This is a genomic window from Streptomyces sp. HSS9-12 (genome assembly GCF_054963655.1).
This window is the reverse complement of sequence record NZ_JBUEGC010000077.1, coordinates 1-17,683: the sequence shown is the minus strand read 5'-3', so window position 1 is coordinate 17,683 and position 17,683 is coordinate 1. Positions and strand designations below refer to the sequence as shown.

Annotated in this window: 15 protein-coding genes and 2 pseudogenes; 12 read left to right on the top strand and 5 right to left on the bottom strand. The window is 69.0% G+C overall.

Features of this window, described 5'->3' with window-relative positions; genetic code table 11:
- Window positions 1-420 precede the first annotated feature (420 nt).
- The 5 genes from ACY34J_RS27520 to nrfD all read left to right on the top strand — a co-directional run bounded on the left by ACY34J_RS27520 (window position 421) and on the right by nrfD (window position 6,939).
- Window positions 421-786 carry a hypothetical protein gene (locus ACY34J_RS27520; RefSeq protein WP_462729351.1) on the top strand — a complete coding sequence of 122 codons (366 nt, stop codon included), beginning with the start codon at window positions 421-423 and terminating at the stop codon, window positions 784-786.
- A gap of 70 nt (window positions 787-856) precedes the next feature.
- Window positions 857-1,099, top strand: a complete 243-nt coding sequence (locus tag ACY34J_RS27515; protein WP_462729350.1) for a hypothetical protein — start codon at window positions 857-859, stop codon at window positions 1,097-1,099.
- Window positions 1,100-1,575: 476 nt separating this feature from the next.
- Window positions 1,576-4,884, top strand: coding sequence for a formate dehydrogenase (gene fdh / locus ACY34J_RS27510; RefSeq protein ID WP_462729349.1), 3,309 nt, complete (start codon window positions 1,576-1,578; stop codon window positions 4,882-4,884).
- Window positions 4,885-4,888: 4 nt separating this feature from the next.
- Window positions 4,889-5,914: a 4Fe-4S dicluster domain-containing protein gene (locus ACY34J_RS27505; RefSeq protein ID WP_462729348.1), complete on the top strand. Its 1,026-nt coding sequence runs from the start codon at window positions 4,889-4,891 to the stop codon at window positions 5,912-5,914.
- Window positions 5,914-6,939: an NrfD/PsrC family molybdoenzyme membrane anchor subunit gene (gene nrfD, locus ACY34J_RS27500; RefSeq protein ID WP_462729347.1), complete on the top strand. Its 1,026-nt coding sequence runs from the start codon at window positions 5,914-5,916 to the stop codon at window positions 6,937-6,939. The genes ACY34J_RS27505 and nrfD overlap by 1 nt, the downstream gene beginning before the upstream one ends.
- A 70-nt stretch (window positions 6,940-7,009) precedes the next feature.
- On the opposite strand, the gene ACY34J_RS27495 is transcribed toward nrfD, so the two are convergent.
- Both ACY34J_RS27495 and ACY34J_RS27490 read right to left on the bottom strand, forming a co-directional pair.
- Window positions 7,010-7,300: a hypothetical protein gene (locus ACY34J_RS27495; RefSeq protein ID WP_462729346.1), complete on the bottom strand. Its 291-nt coding sequence runs from the start codon at window positions 7,298-7,300 to the stop codon at window positions 7,010-7,012.
- 4 nt (window positions 7,301-7,304) lie between these two features.
- The gene (locus ACY34J_RS27490) at window positions 7,305-7,940 is read right to left on the bottom strand and encodes a nucleotide-binding protein (protein WP_462729345.1); all 636 of its coding nucleotides are present in this window, start codon (window positions 7,938-7,940) and stop codon (window positions 7,305-7,307) included.
- Between the two features lie 118 nt (window positions 7,941-8,058).
- Between ACY34J_RS27490 and ACY34J_RS27485 the strand changes: the two are divergent.
- The 5 genes and pseudogenes from ACY34J_RS27485 (at window position 8,059) to ACY34J_RS27465 (ending at window position 11,981) form a co-directional block, all read left to right on the top strand.
- Window positions 8,059-8,452 (top strand): annotated as a pseudogene (locus ACY34J_RS27485) (SDR family NAD(P)-dependent oxidoreductase).
- Between the two features lie 136 nt (window positions 8,453-8,588).
- A complete protein-coding gene (locus ACY34J_RS27480; protein WP_462729344.1) occupies window positions 8,589-9,344 on the top strand; it encodes a GNAT family N-acetyltransferase in 756 nt (251 codons plus the stop codon).
- A gap of 328 nt (window positions 9,345-9,672) precedes the next feature.
- A complete protein-coding gene (locus ACY34J_RS27475; protein WP_462729343.1) occupies window positions 9,673-11,118 on the top strand; it encodes a phospholipase D-like domain-containing protein in 1,446 nt (481 codons plus the stop codon).
- Between the two features lie 136 nt (window positions 11,119-11,254).
- On the top strand, window positions 11,255-11,470 hold the full coding sequence (locus ACY34J_RS27470; protein WP_462729342.1) for a hypothetical protein: 216 nt from the start codon (window positions 11,255-11,257) through the stop codon (window positions 11,468-11,470).
- 109 nt (window positions 11,471-11,579) lie between these two features.
- Window positions 11,580-11,981: a VOC family protein gene (locus ACY34J_RS27465; protein WP_462729341.1), complete on the top strand. Its 402-nt coding sequence runs from the start codon at window positions 11,580-11,582 to the stop codon at window positions 11,979-11,981.
- 65 nt (window positions 11,982-12,046) lie between these two features.
- Here ACY34J_RS27465 and ACY34J_RS27460 read toward each other — a convergent pair whose 3' ends face one another.
- The 3 genes and pseudogenes from ACY34J_RS27460 to ACY34J_RS27450 all read right to left on the bottom strand — a co-directional run bounded on the left by ACY34J_RS27460 (window position 12,047) and on the right by ACY34J_RS27450 (window position 15,579).
- Window positions 12,047-13,846 carry a hydroxysqualene dehydroxylase gene (locus ACY34J_RS27460; protein WP_462729340.1) on the bottom strand — a complete coding sequence of 600 codons (1,800 nt, stop codon included), beginning with the start codon at window positions 13,844-13,846 and terminating at the stop codon, window positions 12,047-12,049.
- 209 nt (window positions 13,847-14,055) lie between these two features.
- Window positions 14,056-14,241 (bottom strand): annotated as a pseudogene (locus ACY34J_RS27455) (PPOX class F420-dependent oxidoreductase); the annotation flags it as partial.
- Between the two features lie 36 nt (window positions 14,242-14,277).
- Complete coding sequence (locus ACY34J_RS27450; protein WP_462729339.1) at window positions 14,278-15,579, bottom strand: hypothetical protein; 1,302 nt, start codon at window positions 15,577-15,579, stop codon at window positions 14,278-14,280.
- 332 nt (window positions 15,580-15,911) lie between these two features.
- Between ACY34J_RS27450 and ACY34J_RS27445 the strand changes: the two genes are divergently transcribed.
- Together ACY34J_RS27445 and ACY34J_RS27440 are read left to right on the top strand one after the other, a co-directional pair.
- Window positions 15,912-16,910 (top strand): glycosyltransferase family 2 protein, encoded by a 999-nt coding sequence (locus tag ACY34J_RS27445; protein WP_462729338.1) that lies wholly within the window; start codon window positions 15,912-15,914, stop codon window positions 16,908-16,910.
- A gap of 336 nt (window positions 16,911-17,246) precedes the next feature.
- Window positions 17,247-17,672: a hypothetical protein gene (locus ACY34J_RS27440; protein ID WP_462729337.1), complete on the top strand. Its 426-nt coding sequence runs from the start codon at window positions 17,247-17,249 to the stop codon at window positions 17,670-17,672.
- The last annotated feature ends 11 nt before the right edge of the window (window positions 17,673-17,683 follow it).

Below are 17,683 nucleotides of genomic sequence, written 5' to 3'. Positions count from 1 at the left end.
CAAGGGTGCGAAGGAGAACGCGTCGAAGTAATCCCATCACATGCCGGACGGCGCTCCGGCACCGGGGAATCGAGGGCCCGCAGGCATCCCGCCTGCGGGCCCTCCGCCATCTCCGGCCACCTCCGCCTGTCCGATCGCCGAGGCCGCGTCGGCAAGGCCGAGATCACAGGAGCCGCCCGCTACCGACCTGCCCCGCGGCAGCCTCTCGGACCCGGATCAATCCTGGCGCTGGCTGACGAACGGGAACGCCCCTGGCGCTCGTTGCCGTGACCGGGAGGGTTCGCCAGGTTGGTCTTCGCGGCGGTCGCCGGCGTCGTTGCAGCCACTCACATCTCCCAAATCACCTGGACCACATATGCCATGCGAATGTCACCCTCCCGATGGAATGCCGCTTAGTAGTCAAGTCGATACGCTCCGTATGTGGAGTTCAGCCGTGGTTGCACTGCGCGACAGGCCGTCGCGCGGACTGCCGCTGCCGTACTGACCGCGCTGCTGCTTTCCCTGTTCGGTGGGCAGTCCACCGCCGTGGAGGACGGCTTCCGTTCAGCCGAGGAGAGCGCAACCGCGGTTCTCGCCTTCCCTGCCGAAGAGGACGTCGCCTGCGCGTCCAGTCGTCGCACCCCGCGCAAGGAGCGGGCAGGGCGACCGTCGGCCGAGTACGACCAGCCGTCTTCCTCCTGCACCGGGCGATGGCTGGAGGACCCCAACGTCCGTCCGGCAGTACCCAGATCCGACGCGGCCATCCTCGCCACGGCCCGCGCTCGCCACGTCGTCCTGCGCTGCTGAGGGGAACCGGCTCCCGCCCAAGGGACGGGAGTCCCGGAGAAACCCCCCACAGACGTCAGGGAGAATTGCCATGCCCATCGATCCCGTGTGGGCGCTGGAGGGCTATCTGCGGGCCCACGCCTACCCCACCCACCGTCCCGAGCCCGAACCCGACCCCATTCTCGAAGACGAGATCCGCCCCTGCGTCGCACACGAGCAACGTCTCGCCCCAGGGACGTCAATGGAGTTGGAACGCAGCAGGCCCGGGGTGCTCGCGCGGCTCCGGTCTCTGCTGACCCTCCGGCTCGTCATGAGAAGCCGCAAGCAGGTCTGACGGCACCGCCACTTCGGCGGATTTCCGCATTGCCGGTCACGGGCTGGGGACACGGCCCGTGGCCGGCTTCCTGCGACAGCCACCCGCCCCGAGGCTGCTTTATCGCGTCAAGCCGCTTGAGGAAGGTCTTCGGCACCCGATCTACCTTCTTCGTGGCCCCGAAGTCGGGGCTCCCGGCCTCGGGGCCCGGCGTGACTGATGCCCCCGCAACGGGGCACGGGTGTGCCACAGCGCGACCAGCCGCGTCGCGAACGCCGTGCCCGAGCCGACGGAGCCCCGCGCTCGCGGCGCAGGTCATCCAGAAGGCCGTTGGCGGACCGGCGTGACACGCCACATTCAGCCGGATGGGTCCCCGCGGTGGCGTACGGCGCACATGGGTGTGAACCTCGCCGAGACGGGAACGCGTGCGCGTACCGACCCGACCCCGACCCCGGCTCGGACCTGCCCGACTGGCCGAAAGGACGCGAGGACACACGATGGGTGTTCGCACCTGGATCCAGGACTGGCCTGTGTACCGGCAACTGACAGGGGGCGATCCGCTGGGACGCGGCGCGGCCGTGGCCTCGGCATACACCCGGAGCCTGCGGCCACGCACCGCCACAGCCGACCGGGTGGTCAAGTCCGTATGCCCGTACTGTGCGGTCGGCTGCGCACAGAACGTCTACGTCAAGAACGACGAGGTCGTCCAGATCGAGGGCGACCCGGACTCCCCCGTCAGCCGGGGCCGGCTGTGCCCCAAGGGCTCGGCGACCCTCCAGCTCACCACCGGCGACGCCCGCCGCCACGAGGTTCTCTACCGCCGCCCGTACGGCACCGACTGGGAGCGCCTCGACCTGGACACCGCCATGGACATGGTCGCCGAGCGGGTGATCCGCACCCGCCGCGAGACCTGGCAGGAGGAGCACGAGGGACTGCGGGTCAACCGCACCCTCGGCATCGCCAGCCTCGGCGGCGCGACCCTGGACAACGAGGAGAACTACCTCATCAAAAAACTCCTCACCGCCCTCGGTGTCGTGCAGGTCGAGAACCAGGCACGGGTGTGCCACAGCGCGACCGTGGCGGGGCTCGGCACCTCCTTCGGCCGTGGTGGGGCCACGACCTTCATGCAGGACCTGCAGAACGCCGACTGCATCGTCATCGAGGGCTCCAACTACGCCGAAGCCCATCCGGTCGGCTTCCAGTGGGTGATGGAGGCCAAAGCGCGCGGCGCCACGGTCATCCATGTGGACCCGCGCTTCAGCCGCACCAGCGCGCTCGCCGACCTGTACGTGCCCATCAGAGCCGGTACCGACATCGCCTTCCTCGGCGCGGTCATCAACCACGTCCTGACCGAGGGCCTCGACTTCCGCGAGTACGTCCTGGCCTACACCAACGCCGCGACGATCGTCAGCGACGACTTCCTCGACACCGAGGACCTCGATGGCGTCTTCTCCGGGCTCAATCCCGAGGAGCGGTTCTACGACTGGTCCAGCTGGCAGTACCGCGGCGCGCCGATGCAGGCCGCCTCGGGCCTTCGGGACACCGATGAAGAGAAGCCCCCCGCCGTCCCCGGAGCGCCGGGCGAGCAGCCCGACCGCCGCCGCTACCCTTCGCGCTCCGGCCGCACCATCAGCGTGGCAGGCCTCTCCGAGACCCACGGCTCCGGAGGCCCAGTCGTCCACCCCGCCCCCGAGCGCGACGAGACGCTCCAGCACCCGCGCTGTGTCTACCAGATCCTCAAGCGTCACTACGCCCGCTACACGCCCGAGCTCGTCGAGAAGGTCTGCGGCATCCCCCCGGACACCTTCAGAGCGGTCTGCGACGCACTGACCTCCAACTCCGGCCCCGACCGCACCAGCGCCTTCTGCTACGCCGTCGGCTGGACCCAGCACACCGTGGGCGCCCAGTACATCCGTGCCGCCTCCGTCCTCCAGCTGCTGCTGGGCAACATCGGCCGCCCCGGCGGCGGCATCCAGGCGCTGCGCGGCCACGCCAGCATCCAGGGCTCCAGCGACATTCCCACGCTGTTCAACCTGCTGCCCGGATACATCCCCATGCCGCACGCCCACGCCCACGACGACCTCGACCACTTCGTGCGGACAGTCCGCACCGAGAAGGGCTTCTGGGCGAACATGCGGACGTACGTCGTCAGCCTGATGAAGGCGTACTTCGGTGACGCGGCCACGCCGGAGAACGACTTCTGCTTCGACCATCTACCGCGGCTCACGGGCTCGCACAGCACCTACGAAACCGTCCGCGCCCAACTCGACGGCATCTGCAAGGGCTACTTCCTGATGGGTGAGAACCCCGCCGTCGGATCGGCCAACACCAAGATGAACCGGCTCGGCATGGCCGAGCTGGACTGGCTGGTCGTCCGCGACTTCTCTCTCATCGAGTCCGCGACCTGGTGGAAGGACGGACCCGAGATCGAAACCGGTGAGCTGCGCACCGAGGACATCGGCACCGAGGTCTTCTTCTTTCCCGCCGCCTCGCACACCGAGAAGGACGGCTCCTTCACCAACACCAACCGCTGGCTCCAGTGGCACTTCGCCGCCGTCGAGCCGAACGGCGACGCCCGCAGCGATCTGTGGTTCATGTACCACCTCGGACGGCGCATCAAGGAGAAGCTGGCCGGCTCCACCGATCCCATGGACCGGCCCGTTCTGGACCTGAGTTGGGACTATCCCACCGAGGGCCCGCTCCAGGAGCCGTCCGCCGAGGCCGTGCTGGCCGAGATCAACGGTCGCGGCCCGGACGGGTCCCCGCTGTCCATGTACACCGAGCTCAAGGACGACGGCTCCACCTCCTGCGGCTGCTGGATCTACTGCGGCGTCTACGCCGACGGGGTCAACCAGGCCGCACGCCGCAAGCCGCACACCGAGCAGCACTGGACGGCGCCCGAGTGGGCCTGGTCCTGGCCCGACAACCGCCGCATCCTGTACAACCGCGCCTCCGCCGCGCCCGACGGCAGACCGTGGAGCGAGCGCAAGGCCTATGTGTGGTGGGACGCGGAGCAGGGCCGTTGGACGGGTCACGACAAGCCCGACTTCATCCCCGACCGGGCTCCCGACCACGTACCACCCGAGGACGCCTGGGGCCCCGACGCGCTGCGCGGCGACGACCCGTTCATCATGCAGGGGGACGGCAAGGGCTGGCTCTACACGCCTGCCGGCCTGGTGGACGGTCCGCTGCCCACGCACTACGAGCCGCAGGACTCTCCCGTCCCCAACCCGCTCTACGAACGCCACCCGCGCAACCCGGTACGGGCGCTCCAGCCGCACCGTCTCAACCGCTACCACCCGAGCGGCGGTCAGCCGGGCTCCGAGGTCTACCCGTACGTGGTCACCACCTACCGGCTCACCGAGCACTTCACGGCCGGCGGCATGACCCGCTGGCTGCCCTACCTCGCCGAACTGCAGCCGGAGTTCTTCTGCGAGGTCTCTCCCCAGCTCGCCCGGGAACGGGGCCTGGACCACATGGGGTGGGCCACCATCATCACCGCCCGCAACGCCATCGAGGCCCGCGTCATGGTGACCGAACGGATGGCGCCCCTGCACCTGGACGGGCACACGGTGCACACCATCGGCCTGCCCTACCACTGGGGCCCCAACGGCTACACCACGGGTGACGCCGCGAACGAACTGGGCCATATCGCCCTCGACCCGAACGTGCACATCCAGGAGGACAAGGCGTGGACCGCGGACATCAGGCCCGGCCGGCGCCCGCGCGGCCCCGAACTTCCGCGCCTGGTCGAGGAGTACCGCCAGCGGGCCGGCATCGACGAGCGCACCGGTATGGAGGTCTGAGCGGATGACGGACACGACGGCACGGGCAGGCCGGAGCGCACCGGCCGCAGGGGAGAAGGGCCGGCATCTGCTGTCCGGCCCCGAGTACGATGTCGCGGCCGACGCCGGGCACGACGGCCATCCCCCGCGCGTCGGTTTCTTCACCGACACCTCCATCTGTATCGGCTGCAAGGCTTGCGAGGTGGCGTGCAAGGAGTGGAACGCCATCCCCGAGGACGGTCTCAGACTCACCGGCATGAGCTTCGACAACAGCGAGGGGCTCGGCGGATCGACCTGGCGGCACGTCGCCTTCATCGAGCAGAGCAAGCCGCTGGGCCTCGCGCAGCGGACCGTCGATCACAGCGATGTGGACGTCCTGGCGCTCGCCCGGCAGGGCTCCGGTACTCCGCCGGAGGAAGCGGCGATCACCCCGACCACACCGGGACCGCCCACGCCGGACGGGCGGACCGAGCTGCGCTGGCTGATGTCCTCGGACGTGTGCAAGCACTGCACCCACGCCGCCTGCCTCGATGTGTGCCCCACCGGCTCGCTGTTCCGCACCGAGTTCGGCACGGTCGTGGTGCAGGAGGACATCTGCAACGGCTGCGGATACTGCGTCCCCGCCTGCCCGTACGGTGTCATCGACCAGCGCCCGGACGACGGCCGCGTCTTCAAGTGCACGATGTGCTACGACCGGCTCGGCGCCGGGCAGGAGCCCGCCTGCGCCAAGGCCTGTCCGACCGACTCGATCCAGTTCGGTCCTCTGGACGAGCTGCGCGAGCGCGCCGCGGCCCGAGTGGACCGGCTGCACGCCACCGGGGTGACCGACGCCCGGCTGTACGGTCACGACCCCGAGGACGGCGTGGGCGGCGACGGCGCCTTTTTCCTGCTGCTGGACGAGCCCGAGGTCTACGGCCTGCCACCGGACCCGGTCGTCACCACCCGCGATCTGCCCGACATGTGGCGGCACGCCGGTGCCGCCGCGCTCACCCTGCTCGGCGGCCTGGCCGCCGTCTTCGCCGCGCACGGACGCCTGGGAAGGAAGCGCTGATGAGCAGTTCGGACGTCACCCGCGGCGGTATCCGGGGAGCCCGGCCGGACCGCGACGCACTGTTCGGCCAGGGGCTGGGCGGTGGCCGGCGCAGGAGGCGCAGGCGCCGCAAGGGCGAGGAACTGATGGTGCCGGAGGCGGAGTTCACCTCGTACTACGGCAGGCCCGTCCTCAACCCGCCCACGTGGCAAGCCCGGGACATCGCGGGCTATTTCTTCCTCGGCGGCCTGGCCGGCGCGGGTTCGGTCCTGGCCGCGGGTGCCGAGCTCACCGGCCGCCCCGCCATGGCACGGGCGTTGAAGATCTCCTCGCTGGTCTCCCTCGCGGGCTCCGCGGCCGCCCTGATCCACGACCTCGGCCGCCCGGAGCGCTTCGCCAACATGCTGCGGGTGTTCAAGCCGACCTCGCCGATGAGCGTGGGCTCGTGGCTCCTGGCGGCCTACGGTCCGGCCGTGGGTGCCGCCGCCGTCCTGGACACGGCGGGCCGGCTGCCCCGCATCGGCCGAGCGGCCACCGCCGGAGCCGCCCTGCTGGGCCCGGCTGTGGCCTCGTATACGGCTGTGCTGGCCGCCGACACCGCCGTTCCCGGATGGCACGACGGATATCGGGAACTGCCCTTTGTCTTCGTCGGCTCGGCCGCGGCGGCGGCCTCCGGCATGGCCCTGATCACCTCGCCGGTCGAGGAGAACGGCCCGGCCCGCAGCGCGGCACTGCTGGGCACGGCTGTGGAACTCGCGGCCGTCAAGGCCATGCAGCGCCGGCTCGGCATCGTCGCCGAGCCGTACCGGCGGGGCAGGGGCGGGCGGCTCATGCGGGCGGCCGAGGTGCTGTCGGCGGCGGGGGCGGTGGGCGGCGCCCTGCTCGGGCGCCGCAGCCGGGGCGCGGCGGCTGTCAGCGGGCTGGCGCTGCTGGCGGCCTCGGTCTGCACTCGCTTCGGTGTCTTCCACGCCGGGGTGGCCTCCGCGAAGGACCCGAAGTACACCGTCATCCCGCAGCGTGAGCGGCTGAAGGAACAGGAGGACTGACCCCACCGCGGACTGCGAGCGCCTCACGGAAGAGTGGCTCTGCCCTGCCCTGCCGAGACGGAGCCCGGCGTCAGCCCGAACCGGTACTTTCACGTGGGGCAGGCACGGTCTGGGCGTCGGTGGATCGGAGCGCCCTGGCGGCGGTAGCCCCCAGGTTGCGCAGAGCGGTCGCGCCGGCGACCACGAGCCCGGAGACCGATGGGCCCACCCATCGCGTCAGGTCGCGTTGCAGGTCCGGGTCCACCTCGATGGTCACCCGCACGTATCTGCTGTGCAGCGTGGTGACCCTGGCGGCCCGGGGTGCGGCGGTGTCCTGTCCGCGCTGCAACGCCGCTCGATAGCTGTCCTTGCGCTGGCTCATGCGTTCATGCCTCTTCCTGACGCTTGATGAGTTCATCCGCGAGATCCATGTACGCCGAGCCCGGGGCCTGGACCGGGCTCCCGAACGACTGGGCGTACAAGTCGAGCCGCGCGATCTGGGTGTCCAGCACCTCGAAGCCCCACTCGCTGAGCGCCTCGCGAGCGTCGGCATCGGGGCCGGTGCGCGTGGCCTCGGGACGATTGGTGCGATTGAGCAGGACTGCGGTGCGGGCCTGCTCGGCGCGCAAGGACTGCACGTCGCCCATCTCGCCGCGGATGGGTGCCATCCGGTCCAGTTCGATGGGGGCGGGGGTCACCGGCACGATCCACTCGCCGGCGTACCTCATGATGCTGCGGGCGATGCGCGGATGGTCCTCCAACTGCGGCGCGTCGAGTACGACGGCCTGCCGATCGCCGAGGAAGTCGTTCACGCGACGGTGCACGTCCCCGACGGGCAGGGCGATGACAGGGAACGGAAAGCCGTCTGCCAATTCGCTCCAGCGCAGCGCGGACGCGGCGGGGTCGCCATCGACCAGCAACGGCGAGTAACCCGACTCATGAAGCGCGTGGGCCAGCCAGACAGCGCTGGTCGTCTTTCCGACTCCGGGCTTGAGGTTCACAAATGCACAGCTCAGCGGCACGAGAGCCAACCATAATGGGCGTCATCGACTCGTTCTGGTCGGCGCGAGGGCGTCGTTTCATCGTTCACCCACACGCAGGCAGAAAACACTGCCCTGTACCCCGCCCCCGGAGCCCCTCATGGGGAGCCGATGGCGACGGCGGCCACGGCGTGGCGGGCGCGCAGCGGTGTCAGGGGGGCGGGACGTGTCTGTCGCCGGAGAGGTCGGCTTCCCCGTGCTCGCGGCGTACACCGCGAGCAAGCACGCCATCATCGGCCTGACCCGCGCCGCCGCCCTCGAATGCGCACCGGCGCATGTACGTGTCGTGGCCATCGCTCCCGGGTGCGTGGACACTCCCATGCTGGCCGCGGCACCACCCCGCGGTGGTGCAGGCTGCGACCGCTGCGCCAGCCGTGCCCCGCCTCGCCGGGCCCGAAGAGATCGCCGCGCTCGTGGGCTTCCTGGTCTCCGAGGACGCGGCCTTCGTGACCGGCTCCGTGTATCCCATCGACGGCGGCTACCTTACGCGGTAAGTGTGCGAGCAGTCCTCGGCGTTGAACGCATGAGACGTCGTTTTGGCACGGCGGCCGGCTTCTTGATACGCCAAGATCTGTAGATGTCCGGTGCTTGCGGGTCTTTGAGGGGGTACGTGTGTCGAGGCCGTCTCTCATGAGCAACTCGGACATGGTGAGAGGCCTCCAGGAGAGAGCGGCCCGTGCTCTTCCGGCCGAGTACACCAAGGATGTTGAAGGGTGGTGGCTACGCCATGCCCCCCGGTGTTCCTGGTGGGTGGGGACGGTGCTGCCACATGGTGCTGTCGCACCGGGCGAGTTGGTGCACAGGGTCGTAACGGCGGAGGAGTTCTATGCCGGGCACGGCGCGGCCGTGCGGTTTCAGATCAGCCCGAGAGCGTGTCCAGCAGGACTCGACACCCTCTTGGCAGAGCGTGGCTACCGCCGTGAGAGCTTGATGTCGTTGCAGGTGGCGTCGACTGCGCGGGTCCTGGCACAGGCCCCAGCGGTCGCGCCGCGGATTCGCTTGGATGACCGCCCGACAGCCGCATGGTTCGAAATCTGGCGCGCCATGCATGGTCATGGCGACCCCCGTTCCGAGTGGGACATGCTCGGTCGTGTGGAGCGGCCGTGCGCCTACGCCTGTGCGATGTTCGGGAACGATGTCGTCGCGGTGGGCCGGGCGGTCGCCGACACCGGCTGGGCGGGAGTGTTCGGTATGGCCACGCTTCCTTGGGCACGCGGGAAAAGCGCGGCCCGCAATGTGCTCGCCGCGCTGGCCGGCTGGGCCGGTGCACACAAAGCCGACCGCATGTATCTGCAGGTGGAGCGCGACAACATTCCCGCTCTCCGGCTGTACGAGCGGACGGGTTTCAGCGAAATCTGCGGTTACCACTACCGCACCGCAGAGTGAGCCGGCCGGTCGGGATCAAGTTGCTGATCAGAAGCGTTGGGGGTCAGCGGGATCATCTCCGGCGTGGTGGAAGCATGCGGAAAGCCGGTACCTTCGGGGCGACCAGAGCCGAGCGTCAGTCAGCGCTCGGCTCGATTTGCCACCGTAAGAAGGAACACCCTTGGTCCATCACCGGCTCCGTCGGTTGATACCGACGTCCGTCGCGCTGACGACCGTTTTCACGGCGCTCGCGACGGCTTCGGCACCCGCGACGGACACACCCCCCACCCCTCATCTGGACTTTGTCGAGCAGTCACTGCGTCAGACCTCGCCAGGACTCGAAGGGTCGGTGTGGCAACGCACCGACGGCAACCGACTGGACGCCTCGGCGAACGATCCGTCCGGCTGGCTCCTGCAGACGCCTGGCTGCTGGGGCGACAGCACGTGCAAGGACCGGGCAGGAGCCCGGCGGCTGCTCGACAGGATGACCCGGAACATCGCCCGGGCCAAGCACACCGTGGACATCTCCACGCTGGCGCCCTTTCCCAACGGCGGTTTCCAGGACGCCATCGTCGCCGGTCTCAAGGCCTCCGTCGCCGCCGGGCACTCTCCCCGCGTACGGATCCTGGTCGGTGCCGTGCCGATCGCTCACCTCAATGTGACCCCCTCCCGCTACCGGAATGAACTGATCGGCAAGCTCGGCGTGGCGGCAAGCGAAGTCACGCTGAATGTCGCGTCGATGACCACGTCCAAGACATCGTTCTCCTGGAACCACTCCAAACTCCTCGTGGTCGACGGCAGGACGGCTGTCACCGGCGGAATCAACGGCTGGAAGGACGACTACCTCGATACGGCCCACCCCGTGTCGGATGTGGACATGGCGCTCAGCGGGCCGGGAGCCCGCTCGGCCGGCAAGTACCTCGACACCCTGTGGGACTGGACCTGCCGCAACTCGTCCAATCCGGCCAAGGTCTGGCTCGCCACGTCGAACGGCGCCTCCTGCATGCCGTCGCTGGAGGGTGAGCACGGCTCCGCTCTCCCCCAGCCCACCGGCGACGTGCCGGTCATCGCGGTCGGCGGCCTCGGCGTGGGCATCAAGAAGACCGACCCGTCCTCCGGCTACCGCCCGGACCTGCCCACCGCTCCGGACACCAAGTGCACGGTGGGCCTGCACGACAAGACCAACTCCGACCGGGACTACGACACGGTCAACCCCGAGGAGAACGCCCTGCGTTCGCTCGTCGCGAGCGCGCGGAGCCATGTCGAGATCTCGCAGCAGGATCTGAACGCCACCTGTCCGCCGTTGCCGCGCTACGACATCCGGCTCTACGACACGCTGGCTGCCAGGCTCGCCGCGGGAGTGAAGGTCCGGATCGTCCTCAGCGATCCCGCCAACCGCGGAGGCTCCGGCCTCGGAGGGTATTCCCAGATCAAGTCCCTGGACGAGGTCAGTGACACCCTCCGCAACCGGCTCGCCGCCCTCACCGGCGACAACGAGAAGGCGTCGAAGGCAATGTGCCGCAATCTGCAACTCGCCTCGTTCCGCAGCTCTCCCGGTGCCACCTGGGCGGACGGCAAGCCCTACCCGGCGCACCACAAGCTGGTCTCGGTGGACGACTCGGCGTTCTACATCGGGTCCAAGAATCTCTACCCGGCCTGGCTGCAGGACTTCGGCTACATCGTCGAGAGCCCGGTCGCTGCGAAGCAGCTGAAGACGGAGCTGCTCGGTCCGGAGTGGAAGTACTCCAAGGCGACGGCAACGGTCGACTGGAAGCGCGGCATCTGCTCGTACTGAGCCAGACACTGCCCGGTGGCCCCATTGCCCATCGGCGGGCCCGGGAGCAGCCCCGGCTGCCCCGGCCCGCCCGCCGAGCCGGGGGCTTACCGATTCCCGATTCCGCCCGGCCGGAGCGGTGTGTGCTGCAGGGCAATTGCCGATCGTGCTGACCCGGGTGGAGTGGGAGCGCACTGATTTCGCGGTGACCGTCGAGGAATTCCTGGCCGCCGCCGAGGACTGCAAGGCCAGTGTCGAGGTGGTCGACGTACCGCTCGGCCACCACGGGTTCGAGACGATCGGCCACACCGGTCAGGCGCGGCACGCCGTGGACCCGCGCGGTGCTCCGTGCTGGGGCCACTTGGGGAGCTGATGCCGGCCGCCGGAGTGCGCCTCGTGGGATGAGGCCGCGTGGCGGAACTGGACGCGACACCGGTCCCAGAATCCGCCATAGCCGGACAGAACACTGACAGAGTCTGGGCATGCTTCAGGACAGCAATGCGAGCACCCGGCTGCCGGCCCGAGACCTCGAGCGGGCGAGGGCGTTCTATGCGGAGAAGCTCGGACTCGAACCCATCGAAGAGCGACCCGGCGGCCTGCGCTACCAGTGCGGCAGCGGGCAGTTCACCGTGTTCCAGTCCACTGGCGCGGCGTCAGGCGACCACACCCAGATGGCGTGGCAAGTCGACGACATCGAGGCCGTAGTCGAACAGCTGCGGAGCCGGGGCGTGGTCTTCGAAGAAGTCGACGCCCCCGGCTTCCGGACCGTCAACGGTATCGCCGACATCGAGGGCAACTACCCGTCGGCCGGCACGGGCGAGCGGGGCGCCTGGTTCCGGGACAGCGAAGGGAACCTCCTCGGCATCGGCCAATCCGTGCGCTGAGGCCTCCTCCCGGTGTGGCCAGCCGCGCCGCGCCGGCCGGCGTGACCGTACGAGGGTGACGTGCGTCACCCCAGGTCGAAGGTGTTCGGCAGACCCAGGCGGTAGCGGACCTCGTCCATGCGCTTGAAGGGTTCCATCTCAGGCGGCTGGTACAGCGGCCGGATCCGGCAGCGTTCGGCGGCGGAGCCGTCCGCGTCGAGCAGGGCGTTGACCGCCAGCCGGGCCGACTCGTTGGCGCCTTCCATCGTGGCGAGGTCGACGTCGGTTCGCACATAGTCCCCGGCGAGGAAGAAGTTGGGAACGGCGGTGTCCGCCCTGGGACGGTTGTAGAGCGTGCCGGTGGGGTGAATGAGGAGCTGCTCGCGATTGCTCGGCGCGGGGCCGCCGAGGCCGGTGACCGCGGGGTCCATGAACCAGCCGACGCGGTCGGCGTCTTCGAGTACGGACCGTCCACCGCTGCCCACGGCGTCCTTGAGCTGGGCCCAGACCTCGGCAACGACCTCCTCCCGGGTGCACTGCCGGGCGGTCTTGCCGTAGAGGATCCCGGGCCGGTCCCACTCGGAGACGATGGTGGACAGGCAGTCCGCGGCCCGGCCGTCCCCGTAGTCGGCGGGAAAGTCGCGGACGTCCCAGAACTGGCCCTGACCGATCGCGGTGATCGACCAGGGCGTGTCGAGGCAGTTGACGTGCCCATGGACCAGCGGGGTGGGCTTGCGGAGATAGAACTGCACACCCACCATCCAGTCGGTGCGCAGCGCGTCGCAGCGCGGCAGCTGCGGGTCGGCGGCCCGCAGGGCGGCGCCCCAGGTCGGGCGGGCATGCTCGACCGGCATGGCGGAAACGTAGTAGTCCGCGGTGACCGTCCGCGCGGTGGTGCCGTCCGGTGCGCTCACACGCACGCCGGTGATCCGCCCGTCCTCGTAGAGCACTTCGCGCACCTCGGTGCCGAGCACGAACTCCACCCCGAGCGTGCGCAGGTGGGTCACCCACGGGTCGATCCAGGCCTCGCTGGTGGGCGCGTTGAGGACTCGGTCGATGTCGCCGTCCTGGCCCCGGCCAAGCAGCCCCCACAGCAGCAGGGCCTCCATGATGACGCGGCACACGGTGCGGGTGGAGGCCTGCTCGGCTCGGGTGGCGACGAGGTTGCGGGTCTGCCCGGTCCCGAAGAACCGCTGGTACTCCTCGCTCATGTCGCCGGCCCGGATGAAATCCCACCAGGGCACCTTCTCCCACTGGTTGTCGCGGCGCGCGTCGCAGCTGGTGAGGTGGACCAGGATGCGGTTGGCGAAGTACGCGGTCTCGTGAGCGGGGAGCCGGGTGCCCAGGTCGAGGGCGGCGAGCAGCTGGTCGCGGATCCACTCGGGGGTGAGATCGCCGGTACGGGGTGGCGTGGTGATACGACGCAGCGGGAAACGCAGGTCGGGCCTGCCGGATTCGCGGGCGAAGAGCGTTTCGGTACCGCTGCGCAGGTTGTCGTGAACGCCGTTGGTGTTGCCGGGGAAGGGGATACGACGCATGGTGTCCGGCAGGTTCCGGTAGAAGCCGGGGAAGAAGCGGAAGCCGTGCTCGCCCGGGAGCGGCTTGCGGCCGCCGCTGCCGGTGCCTGGGACATCCATGCTGCGGGCCTTGCCGCCGAGGGCGGTGAGGTACTCGTAGACCCTGACTGCGTAGCCCCGTTCGGCGAGTTCCTGTGCGGCGCTCAGGCCGGAGACGCCCCCGCCGAGCACGGCGACGGTGGCGCCGCCGCGCCCCGCGGGCCGTGCGGCGGACCCCGCCGCCGCGGAGGCCGTTGTGCCCAGTGTCATCGCGCCGCCGGCGCCACCCGCGGTGGCCAGGAACCGCCGCCGTGTCTGCCCCTTCTGCATGCGACCGCCTCTCCGCGGGCTTGTCATCATGTCCGCGTCAGGCTAGAGATGCGAAGATCTCACCGGAAGGTGTTCGAGTGCTGACACACAGTACTTCCACAAGGCGTTCGGATCCTCCGCCGTGCCTGCCCTGTTGCTCATGGTCCTGTCGAGCACCGGCGAGGAGGCTCGAAGCCCCGGCAGCCATCTGCTGTCAGCTCACTCACTGTTCACTGCGGCCCCAAGGGCTCGACGCCGACGATATGGCGCACCCGCAGGGGCTCGATCACCACCGTCACCCGCCGCTCCCCGGGCATCAGCCACTCAAACGGCGTGCCGAGGTACTTGTGCACGAGCCGGTCCATGTCGGGCTCCGCCTCCGGCCCCTCGACGAAGCGGGCGACGCGGCCGTGGATTCAGCCGAGCACGCGGCACTAGCTTGAGTGGGCAACTCAGCTGGTCAGATGCCTACGCTTGGGATCCAGTGGCTGATGCACCGTCATGTGGGGGCCGTCCGCGCCAGAGCCGGCCATACGCGGAGTTCGGTCACGTCCCAGCCAAAAGAGGAGAAGACCGAGCGTGCCCGCGATCGCCGGCCAGTAGATGTAGCGGTAGTCAGTCGCCGGCATGATGGGCAGGTAACCGAGCACGTATGCCGCCGAACTGACCCCGAGCGCCCGAACCGGCACCGAGAACATCCCCTTGCCCGGGCGGATCGACAGCACGAGCGCAACGGCGAGCCAGAACCACCCCGCGAACAGGAACGGCAGATCCCTGAGCGTACCAAGGACGTATTTCTGGAGCATGGCCTTCAATCGGGGGTGTGACACCTTGAACCCCAGGTTGTTGGCACTGATCCCGTCCTTGAATTGGTAGCCGCCCTTGAAGAGCAGGCCCGAGAAGAGCTGCAGACGGTATTGCAGATAGCCGGGAACGTGGCCGGCCATCTCATGGATCCACAGGGGCCTGATCTCGTTCGTGTCGGCAATCCATCCTTTCCGGCCTTGTTCCCAACAGTTGAAGTAGGAGTCCGACAAGACATTGATGCGGTCACACTTCTCCGCCGCAGCCACAAGGCGATGCCGAAGATCCGGTGACACGGCCGCCGACCGCAGCTCGTCCACACTCAGGACGTGTACCAGGTCGTCCAGCATGATCTGCGAGCCTTGGTTCGTCTGTGCCGGCCGCGCGAATGCGGAGATGGCGGCCATTGACACGACAAGGCCGAGGACGAAGGCCATCGTGGACGCGATCCACCTCCGGCGCCCGGGGTTGCGCCACAGCGCGAGAACGAGCATCACGAAGATCGGGATCGCGGCGAGGATCGCGTTCTTGCGAACCAGGATGGCATAGACGAGGAAGAGCACGCCGAGCCCCAGGAGGGCCCACCGCAGGGCGGGGCGACCGGCTCGCAGACACCGGCCGACGAACGCCACCGCGCTGACGGCGAGGAGTGCGAACGCCATGTGGACGTCCTTCCAGACCACTCCGACGAACGTCAGGACGTGCGGGGCCAGCCCGAGGCCGAGGACGGCGAGGGATGCTGAACGACGCGCGGTCAGTTCCCAGACACACCCGGCGATCACCCACAGCGCGGCCCAGAAGATGACGGACTGCAGGACGGCCATGGTCGCGGGCGTGCCGGTCACAGCGATGAGCGCTCGCCATACCAGGGCCATCACGGGTGGGTGCCAGTCGGTCAGTCCAACCCAGCCCATGGCCTGTTTGAACTGGGAAAAGGTGTCCGGACTCATATACCCGGGGGAAAACACGACGATGGTGGCCAGACAGCAGACGGCGGCGATGATCGCCAGAGCCCAGACCCAGCGCCGCTCACGCCGGACAAGTCGGACATATCCCATGTGCCGGGATGCTAACAGCGAGGACGGGGCCGACCCTGCATTGCCAGTCGAGCGCAGATTCCCGGCCAGGGCACGGATGCCGACTTGGCGGCCGCGCGCCAGACACCTCTGACGTCACACATGCACAGCATCCCGTGCAGGGGTACCGACACAGAGAGGATGGGCGCGCCTTATACAGCGTTATGTCCTATTATCTTCGAAATCCAGCCAATCAAGGAGAGGTCGTGAGCCCGACGATCGCCTGCATCGTGCCGTGCCACAACGAGGAAGCGGCCGTCGGCAAGGTGGTCCGCGACCTCAGAGCGACGCTCCCCGAGGCCGACATCTACGTCTACGACAACGCCTCGACCGACCGCACGGTGGAGGTCGCCCACGAGGCGGGTGCGATCATCAGGAAGGAGCCTCGTAAGGGAAAGGGTAACGTCATTCGGCGCGCCTTCGCCGATATCGACGCTGATGCCCTGCTCATCATCGACGGTGACGACACCTACGACGCGTCACGGGCGCGTGACATGGTGGACCTGCTGTTCGAGGGGCCCTACGACCAAGTCATCGGTACGCGCCACGAGACGGTGGACGGTGCCTTTCGGGCGGGGCACGCCGCGGGCAACAAGCTGCTCACGGGAGCGGTGCGGTCCCTTTTCGGCAATGAGGTGACCGACATGCTGAGCGGTTACCGGGTCTTCTCTCGGCGCTTCGTCAAATCCTTCCCGGCGCTTTCCCGCGAGTTCGAGACCGAGACCGAGATGACGGTCCACGCACTGCACCTCCGGCTCCCCACGGCAGAGGTCGCAGTCGGCTTCAAGGACCGGCCGGCGGCAAGCGCGAGCAAACTGCGGACTTTTCGCGACGGCTGGCGCATCCTCTCAGTCATCCTCAATCTGACACGGCGCGAACGGCCCTCGCTCGTCCACACCGTGATCGCGGGTCTGCTCGCCCTCTGCGCGCTCGTCCTCGGCACACCCGTCATCATCGACTTCATCCACACGGGCACCGTGCCCCGCTTCCCCACGGCGATCCTCGCGGCCGCGATCATGACCATCGCGACGCTCGTTCTGCTCGTGGGCTACATCCTCGAGTCGTTCATGTACATGCGCCAAGAACAGGCCCGGCTTGTGCATCTGGCCTACCCGGCGCCAGAGCGCTCGCCGCGCAGATCCCGTGTTCCGAGCACGGCAGAGACTGCACCATTGGACCTGGTCCCCGACCCCGGCCAGGAATAACGAGCCTGTCGTTCCTGAGGGGGGCGGTCTCACCCATATGGCGCTGAACCTGGTGGTGACCGCCGCCTACGCGGGCAACTTCCTGTGGCGGTACGCGACCACGGGCCGTCCGGCAGCGTCGGGCGGGACAGCTCCCGCTGGCCGCGATGAGCCTGGCCGTGCTGGGCGTCTCGGGTTTCCTCGGCGGCGAGCCGGCATACCGCTACGGCGTACGGGCGCGGACGAGGCGCCCCAGGCCGAAGGGTTCCCCCCGACCAGGGCGGTCGTAGCGGCTGACCGCCCTCATCCGACGGCCGCTGCTGCTCCCCAGGCGCGGCCCTACTCCTAGGAGCTCTCATGGACATGGCCGCACTGATCACCTGGGTGATCACCGCTGTCGGCGGCTTCTACATGCTCGGAATCTGGCTCTCACGCGGCGGAGCCCGTGGCGGCACCAGCAGACTGCCCGTACCGGTGGTCTTCGGGCACTTCGCGCTCGCCGCCATCGGCCTGGTCGTATGGATCATCTACGTGATCGTCGACGAAGAAGCGCTCGCGTGGACCGCCTTCGGCCTGCTGGTGCCCGTCGCCCTGCTCGGATTCACCATGCTCGTCCGCTGGATCCCCGCGTTGCGCAGCCAGGCCACTGCGCCGACAGGCGGCGAGCAGGCCGCGACCGCCGAGCGGTACTTCCCTGTGCCCGCGATCGCCGGGCATGGGCTGTTCGCCGTCGCGACCCTGCTGCTGGTCCTGCTCTCCGCGCTTGGCCTCGGCGGCAGCTGACATCCTGGGCT